Source organism: Clostridium sp. B9 (genome assembly GCF_050509515.1).
Taxonomy (GTDB): domain Bacteria; phylum Bacillota; class Clostridia; order Clostridiales; family Clostridiaceae; genus Sarcina.
The window spans coordinates 2,356,327-2,371,980 of sequence record NZ_JBNWKA010000003.1; the positions used below are offsets into that span (position 1 = coordinate 2,356,327).

12 protein-coding genes, 2 pseudogenes and 2 riboswitches are annotated in these 15,654 nt (G+C 29.2%); of the genes and pseudogenes, 6 read left to right on the plus strand and 8 right to left on the minus strand.

The window, feature by feature from the left end:
• Positions 1-59: 59 nt before the first annotated feature.
• A riboswitch (glycine riboswitch) is annotated at positions 60-155 on the minus strand.
• A 2-nt stretch (positions 156-157) separates the two neighbouring features.
• A riboswitch (glycine riboswitch) is annotated at positions 158-237 on the minus strand.
• Between the two features lie 65 nt (positions 238-302).
• Complete coding sequence (locus tag ACQZHJ_RS10495; protein WP_430485503.1) at positions 303-959, minus strand: HDIG domain-containing metalloprotein; 657 nt, start codon at positions 957-959, stop codon at positions 303-305.
• Positions 960-1,451: 492 nt separating this feature from the next.
• On the opposite strand from ACQZHJ_RS10495, the pseudogene ACQZHJ_RS10500 reads away from it, so the two are divergent.
• The 4 genes and pseudogenes from ACQZHJ_RS10500 to ACQZHJ_RS10515 form a co-directional block, all read left to right on the plus strand.
• Positions 1,452-1,775 (plus strand): annotated as a pseudogene (locus ACQZHJ_RS10500) (ECF transporter S component); the annotation flags it as partial.
• A gap of 120 nt (positions 1,776-1,895) precedes the next feature.
• Positions 1,896-2,204 (plus strand): annotated as a pseudogene (locus ACQZHJ_RS10505) (ECF transporter S component); the annotation flags it as partial.
• 74 nt (positions 2,205-2,278) lie between these two features.
• Positions 2,279-3,253 (plus strand): P1 family peptidase, encoded by a 975-nt coding sequence (locus ACQZHJ_RS10510; protein WP_430485504.1) that lies wholly within the window; start codon positions 2,279-2,281, stop codon positions 3,251-3,253.
• Between the two features lie 283 nt (positions 3,254-3,536).
• The gene (locus ACQZHJ_RS10515) at positions 3,537-3,716 is read left to right on the plus strand and encodes an alpha/beta-type small acid-soluble spore protein (protein WP_430485505.1); all 180 of its coding nucleotides are present in this window, start codon (positions 3,537-3,539) and stop codon (positions 3,714-3,716) included.
• A 72-nt stretch (positions 3,717-3,788) separates the two neighbouring features.
• On the opposite strand, the gene ACQZHJ_RS10520 is transcribed toward ACQZHJ_RS10515, so the two are convergent.
• From ACQZHJ_RS10520 to clpB, 5 genes are all read right to left on the minus strand, one after another.
• Positions 3,789-4,229 (minus strand): gamma-glutamylcyclotransferase family protein, encoded by a 441-nt coding sequence (locus ACQZHJ_RS10520; protein ID WP_430485506.1) that lies wholly within the window; start codon positions 4,227-4,229, stop codon positions 3,789-3,791.
• Complete coding sequence (gene pcp, locus ACQZHJ_RS10525; protein WP_430485507.1) at positions 4,229-4,870, minus strand: pyroglutamyl-peptidase I; 642 nt, start codon at positions 4,868-4,870, stop codon at positions 4,229-4,231. The genes ACQZHJ_RS10520 and pcp overlap by 1 nt, the downstream gene beginning before the upstream one ends.
• Before the next feature lie 127 nt (positions 4,871-4,997).
• Positions 4,998-5,927, minus strand: coding sequence for a DUF979 domain-containing protein (locus tag ACQZHJ_RS10530; RefSeq protein ID WP_430485508.1), 930 nt, complete (start codon positions 5,925-5,927; stop codon positions 4,998-5,000).
• A 14-nt stretch (positions 5,928-5,941) separates the two neighbouring features.
• Entirely contained in the window at positions 5,942-6,622 is a 681-nt protein-coding gene (locus ACQZHJ_RS10535; protein WP_430485509.1) for a DUF969 domain-containing protein, read from the minus strand.
• A gap of 259 nt (positions 6,623-6,881) precedes the next feature.
• Positions 6,882-9,482: an ATP-dependent chaperone ClpB gene (gene clpB, locus ACQZHJ_RS10540; protein ID WP_430485510.1), complete on the minus strand. Its 2,601-nt coding sequence runs from the start codon at positions 9,480-9,482 to the stop codon at positions 6,882-6,884.
• Between the two features lie 345 nt (positions 9,483-9,827).
• Here clpB and ACQZHJ_RS10545 point away from each other — a divergent pair, with 345 nt between their 5' ends.
• Together ACQZHJ_RS10545 and cls are read left to right on the plus strand one after the other, a co-directional pair.
• Positions 9,828-11,432 (plus strand): GTP pyrophosphokinase, encoded by a 1,605-nt coding sequence (locus ACQZHJ_RS10545; RefSeq protein ID WP_430485511.1) that lies wholly within the window; start codon positions 9,828-9,830, stop codon positions 11,430-11,432.
• Between the two features lie 110 nt (positions 11,433-11,542).
• A complete protein-coding gene (cls, locus tag ACQZHJ_RS10550; protein ID WP_430485512.1) occupies positions 11,543-12,973 on the plus strand; it encodes a cardiolipin synthase in 1,431 nt (476 codons plus the stop codon).
• Between the two features lie 364 nt (positions 12,974-13,337).
• Here cls and hemL read toward each other — a convergent pair whose 3' ends face one another.
• Together hemL and hemB are read right to left on the minus strand one after the other, a co-directional pair.
• On the minus strand, positions 13,338-14,615 hold the full coding sequence (gene hemL, locus ACQZHJ_RS10555; RefSeq protein WP_430485513.1) for a glutamate-1-semialdehyde 2,1-aminomutase: 1,278 nt from the start codon (positions 14,613-14,615) through the stop codon (positions 13,338-13,340).
• Positions 14,616-14,677: 62 nt separating this feature from the next.
• Positions 14,678-15,643: a porphobilinogen synthase gene (hemB, locus tag ACQZHJ_RS10560; RefSeq protein ID WP_430485514.1), complete on the minus strand. Its 966-nt coding sequence runs from the start codon at positions 15,641-15,643 to the stop codon at positions 14,678-14,680.
• Between the last annotated feature and the right edge of the window lie 11 nt (positions 15,644-15,654).

Consider the following 15,654-nt stretch of genomic DNA (forward strand, 5'->3'; position numbering starts at 1 on the left):
ATTTTAATTTTGGAGGAGAATAAGGATACTTAAAAATTAATTTAAGTAACTAGCCTTATCCTCTGTCCTTTTACCTGAGAGTTTCAGTCAATAAAAAATTCTTTATTAACCTTGCTCCTTCGGTGCTCTTTATTTAAAAAGAGTCTCTCCAGAGGCTCGTCCAGTAACGGTCCTAATACCTGAAAGATTTCCCTCTTCGGTGGATATACTTAAATATCACTCTCCCATTACCTTCATCCGAACATATTGAATTTTAATTTATAATAGTCATTATATATATTTTTGTTACAAAAATCAAATACTTATTTCTCTATAATATCTAATTTTTCATATTTTTTATTAGAAATACTGTTTATTTTTTCTATAAATTCATTTATAGATTCCACAATCTCTATCTTTTCTTTAAGAGTTTTTTCTCCACGTCCAATTCTATCACAATACGTTAATAAAGCTACATCATAAACATCTGAACTTAAAACAATATCCTCTGGTTTTACAAAAGGTAAATTCTTTACCACATACAAATAAGACATATGATATCTTATTAAGTTGCTCACTCCTTCTATAAAATCTTTATCATCTGTAACATTTTCTAATATCCCCTTAGCTTCATTAGCACCTACTCTATCATGATCATAGGCAGTCCATCTTCCTTTTCTAATCTTTGTAGTTGCTTTCTTACCTATATCATGAAGCAAGGCTGCCCACATAAACTCTCTTCTATTATTAGCTTTTTCTCTTTGTTCTGCCGCTTCATCTATTACCTGAACTGTATGATTCCATACATTTCCCTCTGGGTGATGCTTTTCTTCTTGCTCTACTTTTTCTAAATCACTAATTATACTTAAAAATGATTTTTCTAAAATTCCTTTTTCTTTAAGATTAATTAAGTATTTTGAAGGAATTTCATCTTCTAATAAATGTGTGTTAATCTCTTCAAATAATTCTTTATCATCCATAATACTTACCTCACTTTCTAAGTTTCTTATTTTTTCATCCTATTTTTTACACATTTCCACTCTATAAACGTTTAAATGAATGAACTTTCAACTATCCTTTGTTAAAAGTTAGATATTATTTTGTACTAATACCTCTAGATTTAATGTTTACTTTTCTATAATTTACAAACAACATTTCATATAAAATTTTAGATTTATAATAATATATACCTACAATTTTATATTATTTTAACACTTTTTTATAATTTAAATACATATTAAGAATTGTCAGAAAATTACTACTTTATAGCTATAATTCCTTTATACAAGCCATTTTGTCTTTTATTCCATTTATATCTTTGCACAAATTTTCCTTTTTGTATTGAATTGATTTCATCCTTAATGATAAAATATCAATGTCGGTATTCTATGATTAGAAGCTGAACTATTTTTGCGGTTAAAAATTTAACAACCGAATTATATCCATGAAGGAATAAGAACGGAGGAGAGAAAATGAGTGCAGTTTATCAAACTCGCCAAAAAACTAGGAAACTAGTTATTGTTGGTATGCTATCAGGTATATCAATATTCTTAGGATTAACAGGATTAGGATTTATAAATATACCACCTGTTAAAGCTACTATTATGCACATACCAGTTATTATTGGAGCAATTATTGAGGGTCCTATTGTAGGGGGATTAATAGGTTTAGTATTTGGGTTATTCTCAATGTACCAAGCTTTTACCGCACCACTCCCAACAAGCTTTATGTTCTGGAACCCTATTATAGCTTTAGTTCCAAGAGTATTAATAGGTGTTGTGAGTTATTATGTTTACATTTCTATGATTAAGGGAGCTAAGAAAAATTTAAAAGTAACAACTTTTATAAGTTCACTTGTTTTAAGTTTACTTTTATTTATAAGCATAGCTGCTTTAACAAATTCTTTTGTACCATCAACTATAATTGCAGTTTTATTCTTTGTTGTTAGTATGCTTGTTATGACTAAGTTCAAGCACAAAAATAAAGAAGAAGCCTTATCAATAGGTACTGCTTCCGTATTAGGAACATTAATAAATACAGTTGGTGTACTCGGATTAACATATGTTTTCTATTTAGAGAGATATGCAGTAGCTTTGGGGATTTCAGACCAAGCTGCTAAGTTTACTTTATTAGGAATAGGTGTAACCAATGGTATTCCAGAAGCATTTATTTCTGCTTTAATATCAATACCAGTTGTACTTGGAGTTAGAAAAATATTTAAATAAATTTTAATAGATTATAATTTAGCGTATAGTTTTTAAAGCTATGCGCTATAACTTTATATGTGAGGTGTTATATAATGTTTGAAATAAAGATTACAGATATAGAAGGATTTAAATTAGGACATGCTCAGAATAAAGTGGCTGCAACAGGCTGCTCTGTTTTAATATGTGAAGAAGGTGCCTCAGGTGGAGTTGATGTTCGTGGTGGTGCTCCTGGAACTAGAGAAACTGACCTTTTAAATCCAATGGAGATGGTTGATAAAGTTCATGCCGTTGTTCTCTCTGGAGGATCTGCCTTTGGACTTGATTCATGCTCTGGTGTTATGGAATATTTAGAGAAAAAAGATGTTGGTTTTGATGTTGGTGTAGCTAAGGTTCCAATAGTATGTGGAGCTGTTTTATTTGATTTAGTATGCGGAGATTCTAAGGTAAGACCTGATAAGCAAATGGGAATTGACGCTTGTATCCACGCTGAAGAATTTGATGATTCAATCAACGGAAATATCGGTTGTGGAACTGGTGCTACTGTTGGTAAGGCCATAAACCCTAAATTTGCTATGAAAGGTGGATTTGGAAGCTATGCTATCCAAGTTGGAGATTTAAAAGTAGGTGCAATCGTAGGTGTTAATAGTCTTGGTGATATAGTCGATCCAAGTAATAATAAAATAATTGCTGGTGGTTTAAGTGAGGATATGAATGCCTTCATAAATACTGAAGAAAGCTTAATTCTTAATTACTCAAAACCTAGAGATGTTTTTAAAGGAAATACAACTATAGGATGTATTGTTACTAATGGAAACTTTACTAAAGCACAGATAAACAAAATAGCTTCCATGGCCCAAAATGGATTTGGAAGAACTATAAGACCTGCTCATACAATGTTTGATGGCGATACAATATTTGCTCTCTCTTCAAATAAAGTTGATGCTGATATAAATGTTGTAGGGCTTTTAGCAGCTCAGGTTATGGAAAAAGCCATAATAAAAGCTGTAAAAGAGGCTGATTCATCACATGGATTCACTGCATTCAAAGATTTAAAATTTAACGTATAAAAATATAGGCTCAAGCAGATAATAATTCTGTTTGAGTTTTTTATTTAAATGAGCTAAAAGATAATCTTATTTAAATAAAAATCTCATATTTAATAATAAATTCATCTTTAAATTATATATAATAAGTTCTTTTATCAATTTATACCATTTAGACTTTTTTTATCCTGTGTTGGCTATTATTTTATAGTTTATTAAATCCATTTCTGCACATCATAATAGCGAAAGGAAAAGAAAAACTTAACCTTTCAAAAAATCTCATTTAACTTAAAAGGAGGAATTCAAAATGGCACAATTAGTTCCAGAAGCAAAAAACGGATTAGCAAAATTTAAGAATGAGGTAGCAAATGAAATGGGTGTACCATTCTCAGACTATAATGGAAACCTAAGCTCAAAAGAATGCGGAAGCGTTGGTGGAGAAATGGTTAAAAGAATGGTAGAAAAATACGAACAATCAATGAAATAAAAATCATAAAAAAATAAGAAGAGAGGAATTTTCCTCTCTTCTTATTTTAATTGATATATTTAATATGTTTCTCTAGGATACCTCTTGAAGCATGAAACTTCTCCAGTTACCATCCTCTATTAAAACACTATTCTTTTCAAAAGTTTCTTTATCATTCATAGCATAGTAATAAACATAACATTTTTCAGTTGACTTCTTTCCAATCATATCAACCTCCATCTCTATTCTGTTATATTCATTATCTTTATTATTAAGACCTAAATACCCTTCCATTAAATCCATAGAATTTATAACATTCTCATAATCAAGAATTGTCATAACCTCACCATAAATCCAATCGTCACCTTCAATTAAGGCTGGATATCCCTTGTGTGGCATATGATAAAGCTTTCCTTTAACTCTTCCTAATTCACTTTTTATAACTTTTCCTTTTAAGTATTTATCATAATTAAAAAACCCTGTTCTTAAACTTCCATATACAAAGATTTTTCTTTTTATCCTAGGTTCTAACATTAGCAAACAGCTCCTCCCACAGCTTTAATATCTTCTGAATTTAAAACTATAGCTTTTATAGAGAGTTCTAATCCCTTAGCTATATCATTAATTGACATAGAAGGTGTATTAGGCTTATTTAAAACTTGATTTGGTATATACGGCACATGAATAAACCCTGCTCTTATATTCTCATATTTCTTATTTACTAAGTACAGAACTCCATACATAACATGGTTACATACAAAAGTTCCTGCTGTATTTGAAACTGATGCTGGAATCCCTCCTTCAATCATCTCTTTAACCATAGCCTTTATTGGAAGATTACTAAAGTAAGCAGACTCACCATCTTCATATATTGTAGTATCTATTGGCTGATTTCCTTCATTATCCTTTATTCTTGCATCATCCATGTTTATAGCTACTCTCTCTGGAGTTATTCCAAATCTTCCACCAGCTTGACCTATAGATATAACTACATCTGGATTTATTTCTTCTATCTTTTCTTCTATTTTCTCAAGAGACTTTCTGAAAACTGTAGGTATTTCTAATTTTATAACCTCAGCTCCAGCTATGTTTTCCGGTAACATTTTTACAGCCTCTAATGCGGGATTTACGCTTTCTCCTCCAAAGGGATCAAATCCTGTAATTAATACTTTCATTTTCATATTCTCCTTTTCTTTAAATATATTTATACTTAAAATATTTCGACATAAAACTCTAAATTCATTTAATTTTAGGCTATTTTAAGTCACAAAGAATTTTTAAAACACTTATTATATATTATCTTTAGAATGCTAGGAAGTACATTAATGCTATATGTATAATTAATAATGCTATAGAAAATAAACTCTGACACTTCATAACTACATTCTTATCTTTAGTTTCTAAAAGTGCTGCTGGCATAACATTGAAGTTAGCTGCCATAGGAGTTAATAATGTTCCACAGTACCCTGCTGTTAAAGCTAAAGCTCCTGCTATAGCAACATTAGCTCCTTGAGCAAATACAAATGGTAATCCTATTCCAACTGTTATAACTGAGAATGCTGCAAACGCATTTCCCATTATCATTGTGAATACTGCCATACCTACACAATATGCAATTACTCCTGCTAATATATTTCCCTCTGGTATAAATGTTGATATACTAGAAGAGATAACATCCCCTACTCCAGCTGCTGTAAATACAGTTCCTAATGCTGCTAAAAGCTGTGGTAATATACTAGTTGATCCAACTGACTGAACCATTCTATTACTATCTTCAACTAAATGTTTTGGTTTAGCTTTTAATATAGCAAATGTTGCTATAACTGCTGCTACGGATGCTATACCTATAGCTACAGTACCTGATAAATCAGTAAACTGAGCTATTACTAAAGATCCAATAGCAATAACTATTGAAGGTATAAATATTTTATTTTTTAACTTTCCTGCTTGCATTTCTGCAAAATCAACATTAGGCATTTTTAAGTTTCCTATATTAACTTGCTTACCTGCTGTTAATCCACCGATTGCAAGAAGTAACCCTCCTACTATTACTGGTGGAATATATGCCCCTGCAATAAATATAATAGCTAGTATGCTCCAAAATATTGCAGTTCCAATTCTCGTCTTATGATTTTTGTCCTTTAATGTATCTATTGCCGTATTTAACATTAAAAGACCAACTATTACATAAAATATTTCAAGTAATATATTAGAAATCATCTTCATATCCATGGTACTATTCCTCCTTACTTAACTTCTTCTGTATTCTTTGATAGATTCTTACTCAACTTCTTATCTAAAATACGATTTTGTAAAACTCCTAATATTAAAGCTATTATAGCTATTGGAACTGAAGCTTTTGCTATTTCTAAAGTGCTAACTCCATACCCCAATTCTTCTAAAGTTCCTGCTATTAAAAGAACCCCTGAACTTGCTAAAAATACATTTTGCCCGAAGAAGTTACCATAGTTATCCATAGCTGCTGCTGTTCCCTTTATTAAATCTTCATCTTTATCATCTAATTTTCCATATTTACTAACTGCAGCTCCTTGAGCCATTGGATTTATAAGAGGTCTTATAAACTGAGCTTGTCCACTTAATCTTAATGATACAGCTGCTCCAACTTGTCTAATGAAAAGATAACAACTTAAAAGCTTTCCAGTAGACATATTCTTCATACCTTTTATTAAAGTTATAGCTCTCTCCTTCAATCCAAATCTTTCACACATACCTATTACTGGAAGTGTTAAAATAAATAAAGTCATGTGTCTCTGACTTACAAAAGTTGAACCTAACTTTTCTAATATCTCATAAACACTCATATCTGCTACTAATCCTGTTGCCAATCCTGCTACTAGTACAACCGCTATAGTATCAAACTTTAAAGCAAATCCTACTATTACAATTAATATACCTATCAGTTCCACTTTGTCATCTCTCCTTTTTTAATTTATTATTATTTAATCGTTAAAATTTTTATTCTCGTTCCTTGTAAACAATTATAATGATAAATTTATCAATTTTCTATAGTATTTTATGAACATTCTTTAAAATATTCCTATTTATATTATTATTTCCATATTGTTCTTAAAAATTTTTCAATTTATTAAAATTTTACAATATAAAAAAAGCCTACATATATGCGTTAAACATATATGTAGACTCTTTTTCATTTAAGAAAATTTATTATTTTCTTGTAACAGTTATTTTTTCATCTGCTCCATCTATTAATGCAATAGATCCATCATAGATTTCTCCACCAATTATTTTCTTAGCTATTTCAGTTTCTAAGACATTACTGATATATCTTTTTAATGGTCTTGCTCCATAGATTGGATCATATCCTTCCTCTGCTAATATTGCTTTAGCATTGTCTGTAACCTCTAAAGTTATATTTCTTTCTCTTAATCTATTTTCAACATCTCTTAAGAATATATCTATAATCTTCTTAATTCCTTCACTACTTAATGGTCTAAACATTATAATATCATCTACTCTGTTTAAGAATTCTGGTTTAAATCTTAATTTCATTTCGTTCATTACATTGTCTCTAACATCTTCTTCTACACCTTCAGCTGATTTATTTTCTAATAAATAACTACTTCCTATGTTAGAAGTCATTATGATTATAGTATTTTTGAAATCAACAGTTTTACCTTTGTTATCTGTTAATCTACCATCATCTAATATTTGAAGGAATAAGTTAAATACATCATCGTGAGCTTTTTCTATTTCATCAAATAGTATTACTGAATATGGATTTCTTCTAACAGCCTCTGTTAATTGACCACCTTCTTCATATCCAACATATCCTGGAGGAGGTCCTATTAATCTAGATACAGCATGTTTTTCCATGTACTCTGACATATCTATTCTTACAATATTATCTTCACTATCAAATAAGTTTCTAGCTAATGTTTTAGCAAGTTCTGTTTTACCAACACCAGTAGGTCCTAAGAATATAAATGAACCAATTGGTTTTCTTTCATCTTTAAGTCCTGCTCTAGCTCTTATTACAGCATTAGCAACAGCTGTTGTAGCCTCATCTTGACCTATTACTCTTTCTCTTAATTCTTCTTCTAATCTTAAAAGTTTTTCTCTTTCACTTTCAACAAGTTTAGTAACAGGAATTCCAGTCCATTTTGAGATAATTTCTGAAATTTCATTTTCAGTAACTTCTTCTTTTAATAATGCACCTTCATTATCTTTTTCCATATTTTCTTCTTGTTCTTTTATTTGACGTTCAAGTTCTGGAATTCTTCCATATTTAAGTTCAGCAACTTTATTTAAATCATATTGTCTCTCATACTGTTCAGCTAACCCTCTAGCTTCATCTAACTCAGCTTTTAAATCTCTTATTCCAGAAATATGAGCTTTTTCTTTTTCATACTTAATTGTCATTTCATCATTTTTATCTTGAAGATCAGCAAGTTCTTTTTCTAAAGCAACTAATCTTGCTTTTGAAGCTTCATCGCTTTCTTTTGATAATGCTTCTTTTTCTGTTTCAAGCATTAGAATTTTTCTTCTTATAATATCTAATTCAGTTGGAAGAGAATCTATTTCACTTCTAATCATTGCACCAGCTTCATCAATTAAATCAATAGCTTTATCTGGTAAGTATCTATCTTGAATATATCTATGAGAAAGTTTTGCAGCCGCAACAATTGCTGAATCATGAATTCTAATTCCATGATGAATTTCAAATCTTTCTTTTAATCCTCTTAAAATTGATACAGTTTCTTCAACTGTTGGTTCTTCAACTATAATCGGTTGGAATCTTCTTTCTAAAGCCTTATCTTTTTCAATGTATTGTCTGTACTCATCAAAAGTTGTAGCACCTATACAATGAAGTTCCCCTCTTGCAAGTAATGGTTTGATTAAATTACCTGCATCCATAGCTCCATCTGTTTTACCAGCTCCAACTATTGTGTGAATTTCATCTATGAATAAAAGTATTTTTCCTTCTGAACTTTGAACTTCTTTTAATACAGCTTTTAATCTTTCTTCAAATTCTCCTCTGTATTTTGCACCAGCAATTAAAGCACCCATATCTAATGAAATGATTACTTTATCTTTTAAACCTTCTGGTACATCTCCTCTTACAATTCTTTCTGCTAATCCTTCTACTATAGCAGTTTTACCTACACCAGGTTCTCCTATAAGTATTGGGTTATTCTTAGTTTTTCTTGAAAGAATTCTAACAGCTCTTCTTATTTCTTCATCTCTTCCTATTACAGGATCCAACTTATGTTGTTTAACAAGTTCAATTAAATTTGTTCCATATTTATCTAAAGCTTCATAAGTTCCTTCTGGATCTTGTGAGTCTACTCTTTGACTTCCTCTAACCTCAGTTAAAACTTTTAGGAATCCATCTTTAGTTATGTTGTTTTTACTTAGTATGCTTCCTACAGCTCCATTTTTATCTATTTCCATTATTGCAAGCATTACATGCTCAACACTTATATATGAATCTTCAAATTGCTTTGAAATTTCTTCTGCTTTTATTAAAACTTCATTTATTCTTCTAGTTGCAGTAACACCTGATGATTGTGCTGCCTCACCTAAAACCTTAGGCATTCTATCTATTTGAACATGAATGTCATTTTTTAATGACTCTATATTAACACCCATTTTTTCAAATATATTAGGTATTAATCCATCCTTTTGATTCACTAATGCTGAAAATAAGTGGATTACATCTAATTGTTGATTGTTATATTTAACTGCTATTTCATAAGCATCATTTAAACTTTGTTGTACTCTTAATGTCATTTTATCTGCATTCATTTTATCACCTCAATATTCTCTTGTGTTTCTCTTATGTAATTATAATACTACAAAAGTCAAAGAAAGTCAAAGTCTATTTCTGACTTTTATAATCTTTACCAATATATTAATTAGCAATCGTTTTTCTTTAAAAATAATTTATTAAATAATAGCTTTTATTATTAAAAATCTTATTCTATTCTTATTTTAGTAAAAAAACTTTATCTTAACTGCTTTTGACCAATAAAAAATTCATAATATTTTTCTATATAATTTTGATTTTTTTCTCTTTAATAGTAAGTAATTATAATTATATGTTTTTAATACTAATATTATTTTAATTAATTATATTGTTATACTTAACATATGTTGTTATCATTAAAGTATACTGACTTAATTAAGATAACTAATAAGGATGGTGTTTTAGACTTGGAATTAAAAGTTTTTGAATTTACTAACAGTACTTTAGATTTACTTAAAGATATAAAGAAAGAGTTAGCATATAGTGCAAACTTACTTGATGATTTCTTCTACTCTTTGCTTGAAAATTCTTGTGAAGGTTTTTTCAATATATCTACAAGAGTAAAATCTGCATCAAGCTTAAAAGAAAAAATAATAAGACATAATTACTATTTAAAATATGATTCAGCTGATGATTTATTAAAAAATCTTTCTGATTTAATTGGTGTTAGGATTGAATGTAGATTTATAGAAGATGAAGAACATATTTTTAAATTTATAAGAGCAGTGTTTAATTCTACTAATAAAGAGGGCTACTCTTATTCTGCTCAAAGTCCAAATATATTTTTAGACCTTAATGAACATCAACCTTTAAAACAAAAAAATGGTTTTGAACTATATAGAGTCGATGGTTTTATATTAAATGAAGGTGAAAGATTCAATTTCGAACTTCAAATCAAATCAATGGTAAATAACTTTTGGGGAGAAATTGAACATAAAATAATCTATAAAAACTACAATATGATTTTAGGAGATAAATTTTATAAAAACATATTACATTCTATAAAAAACAATTTATGTTTAATAGATAATCAATTACTTACAATATTTAATCATGTAAATTCTCATATGGATAATAATCCTGGAATGGGACTAAAAAAAGAAGGCATAGAAATTCTTCTTTCTAAAATGATTTATGACATATACTCTTCTAAAGTAAAACATGATTTAGGAATATCTGTAGATTTTAGAAATGCCTGTGACATAATAATAGATTATATATTCACTAAAAATAACTGCAATACACCACAGGAATACTACAATACATTTGTAAATACTTCAGTAAGATTAAATGAAGTATTTAAGGATTCTATATCATTTAAAAACAAACTATCTATAGGAATTGAACCTATTGATTTTGAATCTGACTTCTCTACTCGTATAGGAAATAAATTAGCACATGCTATGAACTATGATTTTCACTGGAACTTATTCTTTAAGATATTATTCCAAATAGAGCCTGGAAACAATAGAGAAGACTTTGATTCATTTATAAAATACTTAGAAACAATCTTCTCTAAAAGAGATTCTTATTTAAATCTTTATTTAAAATTCTCTTCTGAAGAAGTATTTATAATTAAAGAAGATATATTATCTGCTTTAAGCAAATCTTTCTTAGAAATAGATTCTTTAAAATTTATATATAGAGATAAACTTTCTGAAATTTTTAATGATATAGATGATTATGTTAAGTTCATATGCGAAAATATAGATTCTTATGATGACTATGCAGATCATAAATATATTTATACAGAATATCTTTATCTTACTATACTAAGTGTATTTAATATGGATATAGATACTTCATCTATTCTTGAATTTGCAAATGAACTTAAAAATAGTAGATGTAAACTTAGAATAAGTTATAAAGGAATAAAGCTTATTGCAACAAGCAATAAGAACTCTACTGTAAATACAAATGAACTTTTAGAGCAACTATATATAAGATAACTCTAAATTTACCAGTCTTAAGTTACTCCTCTACTTAAAGCTGGTAAATTATTTTATTAAGAACTATGTTTTAAAACATAGTCTTATAAAAAACTACTAAGGAGGTTTTTATGCATACTTTTATAAATATAATGTTTGGCATAAACATTTTATTGATATTATCAATTATTTTTTTTGAAAGAAAGAACCCTTCAACCACATGGGCTTGGATTCTTATCTTAACTTTTATACCTGTACTTGGATTTATATTCTACATTTTGTTTGGTCAAAACATAACACGAGAAAGAACATTTAAAAGAAAAATAGTAAGTGACAAGACAAAGCAAAAATATCTAAATTCATTTAAAGAAGAGTTCAACCTAGAAGGAGCATCTATAAAGTATAAAGACTTAATCATGATGAACTTCAATAATGATAACTCAACATATACAAAGCATAATCATATTGATTTACATTTTGATGCAAATGACTTATTTAATGATATGCTAAGGAGTATAAGTGAAGCAAAAGACTTTATACACATGGAATTCTACATATTTAAAAGTGATGATATAGGAGAAAAATTTCTTGACCTTTTAACCAAGAAAGCTGAAGAAGGTGTTGAAGTTAAACTTCTAGTTGACTCCATAGGAAATTCTATAAGCAATAAGCATATAGAAAAATTTAAAGCTGCAGGTGGAGAATTTAAAGTTTTCTTCCCCGGACTATTTAAATACATAAATCTTAGAATAAACTACAGAAATCATAGAAAAATACTAGTTGTTGATAAAAAAGTGGCATTCTTAGGTGGATTTAATATTGGAGATGAGTATCTTGGAAAAGATAAAAATATAGGATTTTGGCGTGATACCCATACAAAAATCCAAGGATTAGCAATAAATGATTTAGAAGGAAGATTTTTACTTGACTGGAGCTATGCTACCGAAAGCGACTTAGATATAGATGTTAAAAAGTATTTTTTACTTCCTAATGACTCTAATATTCCTAATGATATTACTGGTGCACAAATAGTTTCATCTGGTCCTGACCATGTAGAACAACAGATTAAAAATGGATACTTCAAAATAATAAACTCTGCTAAAAAAAGTTTATTCATTCAAACACCATACTTTGTCTTAGATGAACCAATGCTTGAAGCCTTAAAACTTTCAGCACTATCAGGAGTTGATGTAAAAATAATGTTACCTGGTAACCCTGACCATGCTTTCATGGCTTGGATTGCTAATTCATATTTTGAAGAATTAATAAATTCTGGAGTTAAAATATATCTTTATAACAATGGATTTTTGCATGCTAAAACAATAATGTCTGACTCTTCTATTTGTAGTATAGGTACTGCTAATATGGACATAAGAAGTTTCTCATTAAATTTTGAAAGTAATATATTTATTTATGATGAAACTATAACAAAAAAAATGGAAAATCAATTCTATAAAGATATGGAATGTTGCGAAAAAGTAGAACTTGATAAATTTAGACACCGTTCAAGAGTCTCTAAAATAGGAGAATCCCTTATAAGACTGGTCTCTCCACTTATGTAGAATAATAAAAACTAGATAAACATTATAAAAGTTATAAGCAAAAAGACTCTTAGTTAAGATATTTTAACTAAGAGTCTTTTTAGTAGCATATTAATATTCTCTGTATCTTTTAATTTAATCTCTATTTTAAAGTAATGTTGATTTCTAGATATAGATAAAAGCCCATCTTAATGAGCATTAGAGTTTCATTGTTTATGGAAGAATAATAGCGTTAAGAAGCTTTTTCTGTTTGAACGCTAGTGAGTTTAAAAGCTTTAGCTATTATTTTGGAATATACAATAGAAACTCTTTGCGAAATTAAGTTAGGTCTGAAGATATAGCTAGAAATCAACAAACACTTAAAACAGAGGCTAAATTAAAAATTCTATCCTTCAAAAGATTCGAAAGCTTTTAGGAATTTTTCTACATGCTCTTCTGTATGCTTTACACTTAAGAACATTGCTTCAAATTGTGAAGGTGGTATATTAAATCCATTCTCTAACATATGTAAGAAATATCTCTTAAATCTTTCTCCATTACATGTTTTAACATCATCGTAAGAATTAACTTCTTTTAAATCTGTAAAGAATAAAGTCATCATTCCACCTTGTCTATTTATAACAAGACCAATTTTTTTCTTATTAGCTATTTCTAAAAGACCTTTTTCTAATTTAGATCCTATTTTTTCTATATGATTATAGTATTCTGGATTTGAGTTAAGTTTGTTTACAGTAGCAAGTCCTGCACTCATAACTATTGGGTTCCCTGACATTGTTCCTGCTTGATAAACGCCTCCTAATGGTGATAGATTCTCCATTATTTCTCTTCTTCCACCATATGCACCACAAGGAAGTCCACCTCCCATTATCTTAGCATATGTAACTAAATCTGGTTTAACATCAAATAAACTTTGAGCTCCTTTATAAGCTACTCTAAACCCACTCATTACTTCATCAAATATAAGAAGTGCTCCAAACTTATCACAAAGTTCTCTAAGCTTTCTCATGAATTTAGGATCACACTTTACAACTCCCATATTTCCTGCAACAGGCTCTATTATTATAGCAGCTATATCATCTCCATATTTATTAAATAGCTCTTCTACTTGCGCTCCATCATTGTATATTCCTATTAAGGTATTTTTTATACTATCCTTAGGTACACCTAGACACCCTGGTATTCCTTCTGTTAATACTCCTGATCCAGCTTCTATTAAGAATCCATCAAAATGTCCATGATAACATCCTGCAAATTTTATTATCTTATCTTTCTTTGTGTATCCTCTAGCTAATTTTATGGCACTCATTGTTGCTTCAGTTCCTGAGTTAACCATTCTTATCATGTCAATATTGTCTAAAGTTTCACATAAAAGTTTAGCTAAATCTAATTCTAACTTTGTAGATGCTCCAAATGCAATACTCTCAGCAGTTGTCTTTTGTATAGCATTTACAACATCCTCATCACAATGACCCAAAATCATAGGTCCCCATGCTAAAACAAAATCTATATATTTTTTTCCTTCTTCATCTGTTAATATAACACCATTTCCACTCTTTATTATTGGAGGATTAATTCCAACACTTCCAAATGATCTAACAGGACTGTTTACTCCACCTGGCATATATTTTTTTGATTCTTCAAATATCTCTTTATTTCTGTTCATATCTATTCTCCTAACTATAAGATTATTAACCAAATACTTTTTGATTATATTATAGTTTTAAACTATTCTTGTAACCATCTAGCTGCTTCAATTGCATAATAAGTTATTATCATATCAGCTCCTGCTCTCTTCATTGATAAAAGCATTTCTAAAGCTACTTGTTTTTCATTTATAAGTCCAAGCTTAGCACCTGCTTTAACCATTGCAAACTCACCACTTACATTATAAACACAAACTGGTACATCTACTCTATCTCTAACTTCCTTAACTATATCTAAATATGATAAGGCAGGTTTAACCATAACAATGTCCGCACCCTCTTCTATGTCCTGTTCCACTTCTTTTATAGCTTCTCTAGAATTTGCTGGATCCATTTGATAAGTTTTTCTATCTCCAAATTGAGGTGCTGAATTTGCAGCTTCTCTAAACGGACCATAGAATGCTGAGCAATATTTTGCAGAATAGCTCATTATTCCAACATTAACAAACCCAGCTTCATCTAAAGCGTTTCTCATAGATAATATTCTTCCATCCATCATATCTGAAGGAGCCACCATATGAGCACCAGCTTTTGCATGTGAAACTGCTATTTTATCTAAGAAACTTAAAGTCTTATCATTATCTACATCTTTTCCTTCTATTATTCCACAATGACCATGACTTGTATATTCACACATACAAACATCTGTTATTACTAGAAGTTTTTCATAATCTTTTCTTAATTTTCTAATAGCCTTTTGAACTATTCCCTCATCAGAATAAGCTTCTGAACCACAAGCATCTTTATGATCTGGAAGACCAAAAATAATAACTCCCTTTATATTTAAAGCAACAACTTCATCAACTATTTCGTTTAATCTATCTAAAGAAACATGATAATTTCCTGGTAATGAACTTATTTCTTCTTTTATATTTTCCCCTTCCACTACGAAAATAGGAAATATAAAGTCATTAGCAGTCAAAGAATTTTCTCTAACTAAAGATCTCATCTCTTCGTTTATTCTTAATCTTCTTCCTCTTTTTATCATTTTTCTTCCTC

Coding starts and splice junctions, on each gene's coding strand:
- ACQZHJ_RS10495 (WP_430485503.1), bottom strand. CDS start 959: ATGGATGATAAAGAATTATTTGAAGAGATTAACACACATTTATTAGAA.
- ACQZHJ_RS10510 (WP_430485504.1), top strand. CDS start 2,279: ATGTTTGAAATAAAGATTACAGATATAGAAGGATTTAAATTAGGACAT.
- ACQZHJ_RS10515 (WP_430485505.1), top strand. CDS start 3,537: ATGGCACAATTAGTTCCAGAAGCAAAAAACGGATTAGCAAAATTTAAG.
- ACQZHJ_RS10520 (WP_430485506.1), bottom strand. CDS start 4,229: ATGTTAGAACCTAGGATAAAAAGAAAAATCTTTGTATATGGAAGTTTA.
- pcp (WP_430485507.1), bottom strand. CDS start 4,870: ATGAAAGTATTAATTACAGGATTTGATCCCTTTGGAGGAGAAAGCGTA.
- ACQZHJ_RS10530 (WP_430485508.1), bottom strand. CDS start 5,927: ATGGATATGAAGATGATTTCTAATATATTACTTGAAATATTTTATGTA.
- clpB (WP_430485510.1), bottom strand. CDS start 9,482: ATGAATGCAGATAAAATGACATTAAGAGTACAACAAAGTTTAAATGAT.
- ACQZHJ_RS10545 (WP_430485511.1), top strand. CDS start 9,828: ATGTTGTTATCATTAAAGTATACTGACTTAATTAAGATAACTAATAAG.
- cls (WP_430485512.1), top strand. CDS start 11,543: ATGCATACTTTTATAAATATAATGTTTGGCATAAACATTTTATTGATA.
- hemL (WP_430485513.1), bottom strand. CDS start 14,615: ATGAACAGAAATAAAGAGATATTTGAAGAATCAAAAAAATATATGCCA.
- hemB (WP_430485514.1), bottom strand. CDS start 15,643: ATGATAAAAAGAGGAAGAAGATTAAGAATAAACGAAGAGATGAGATCT.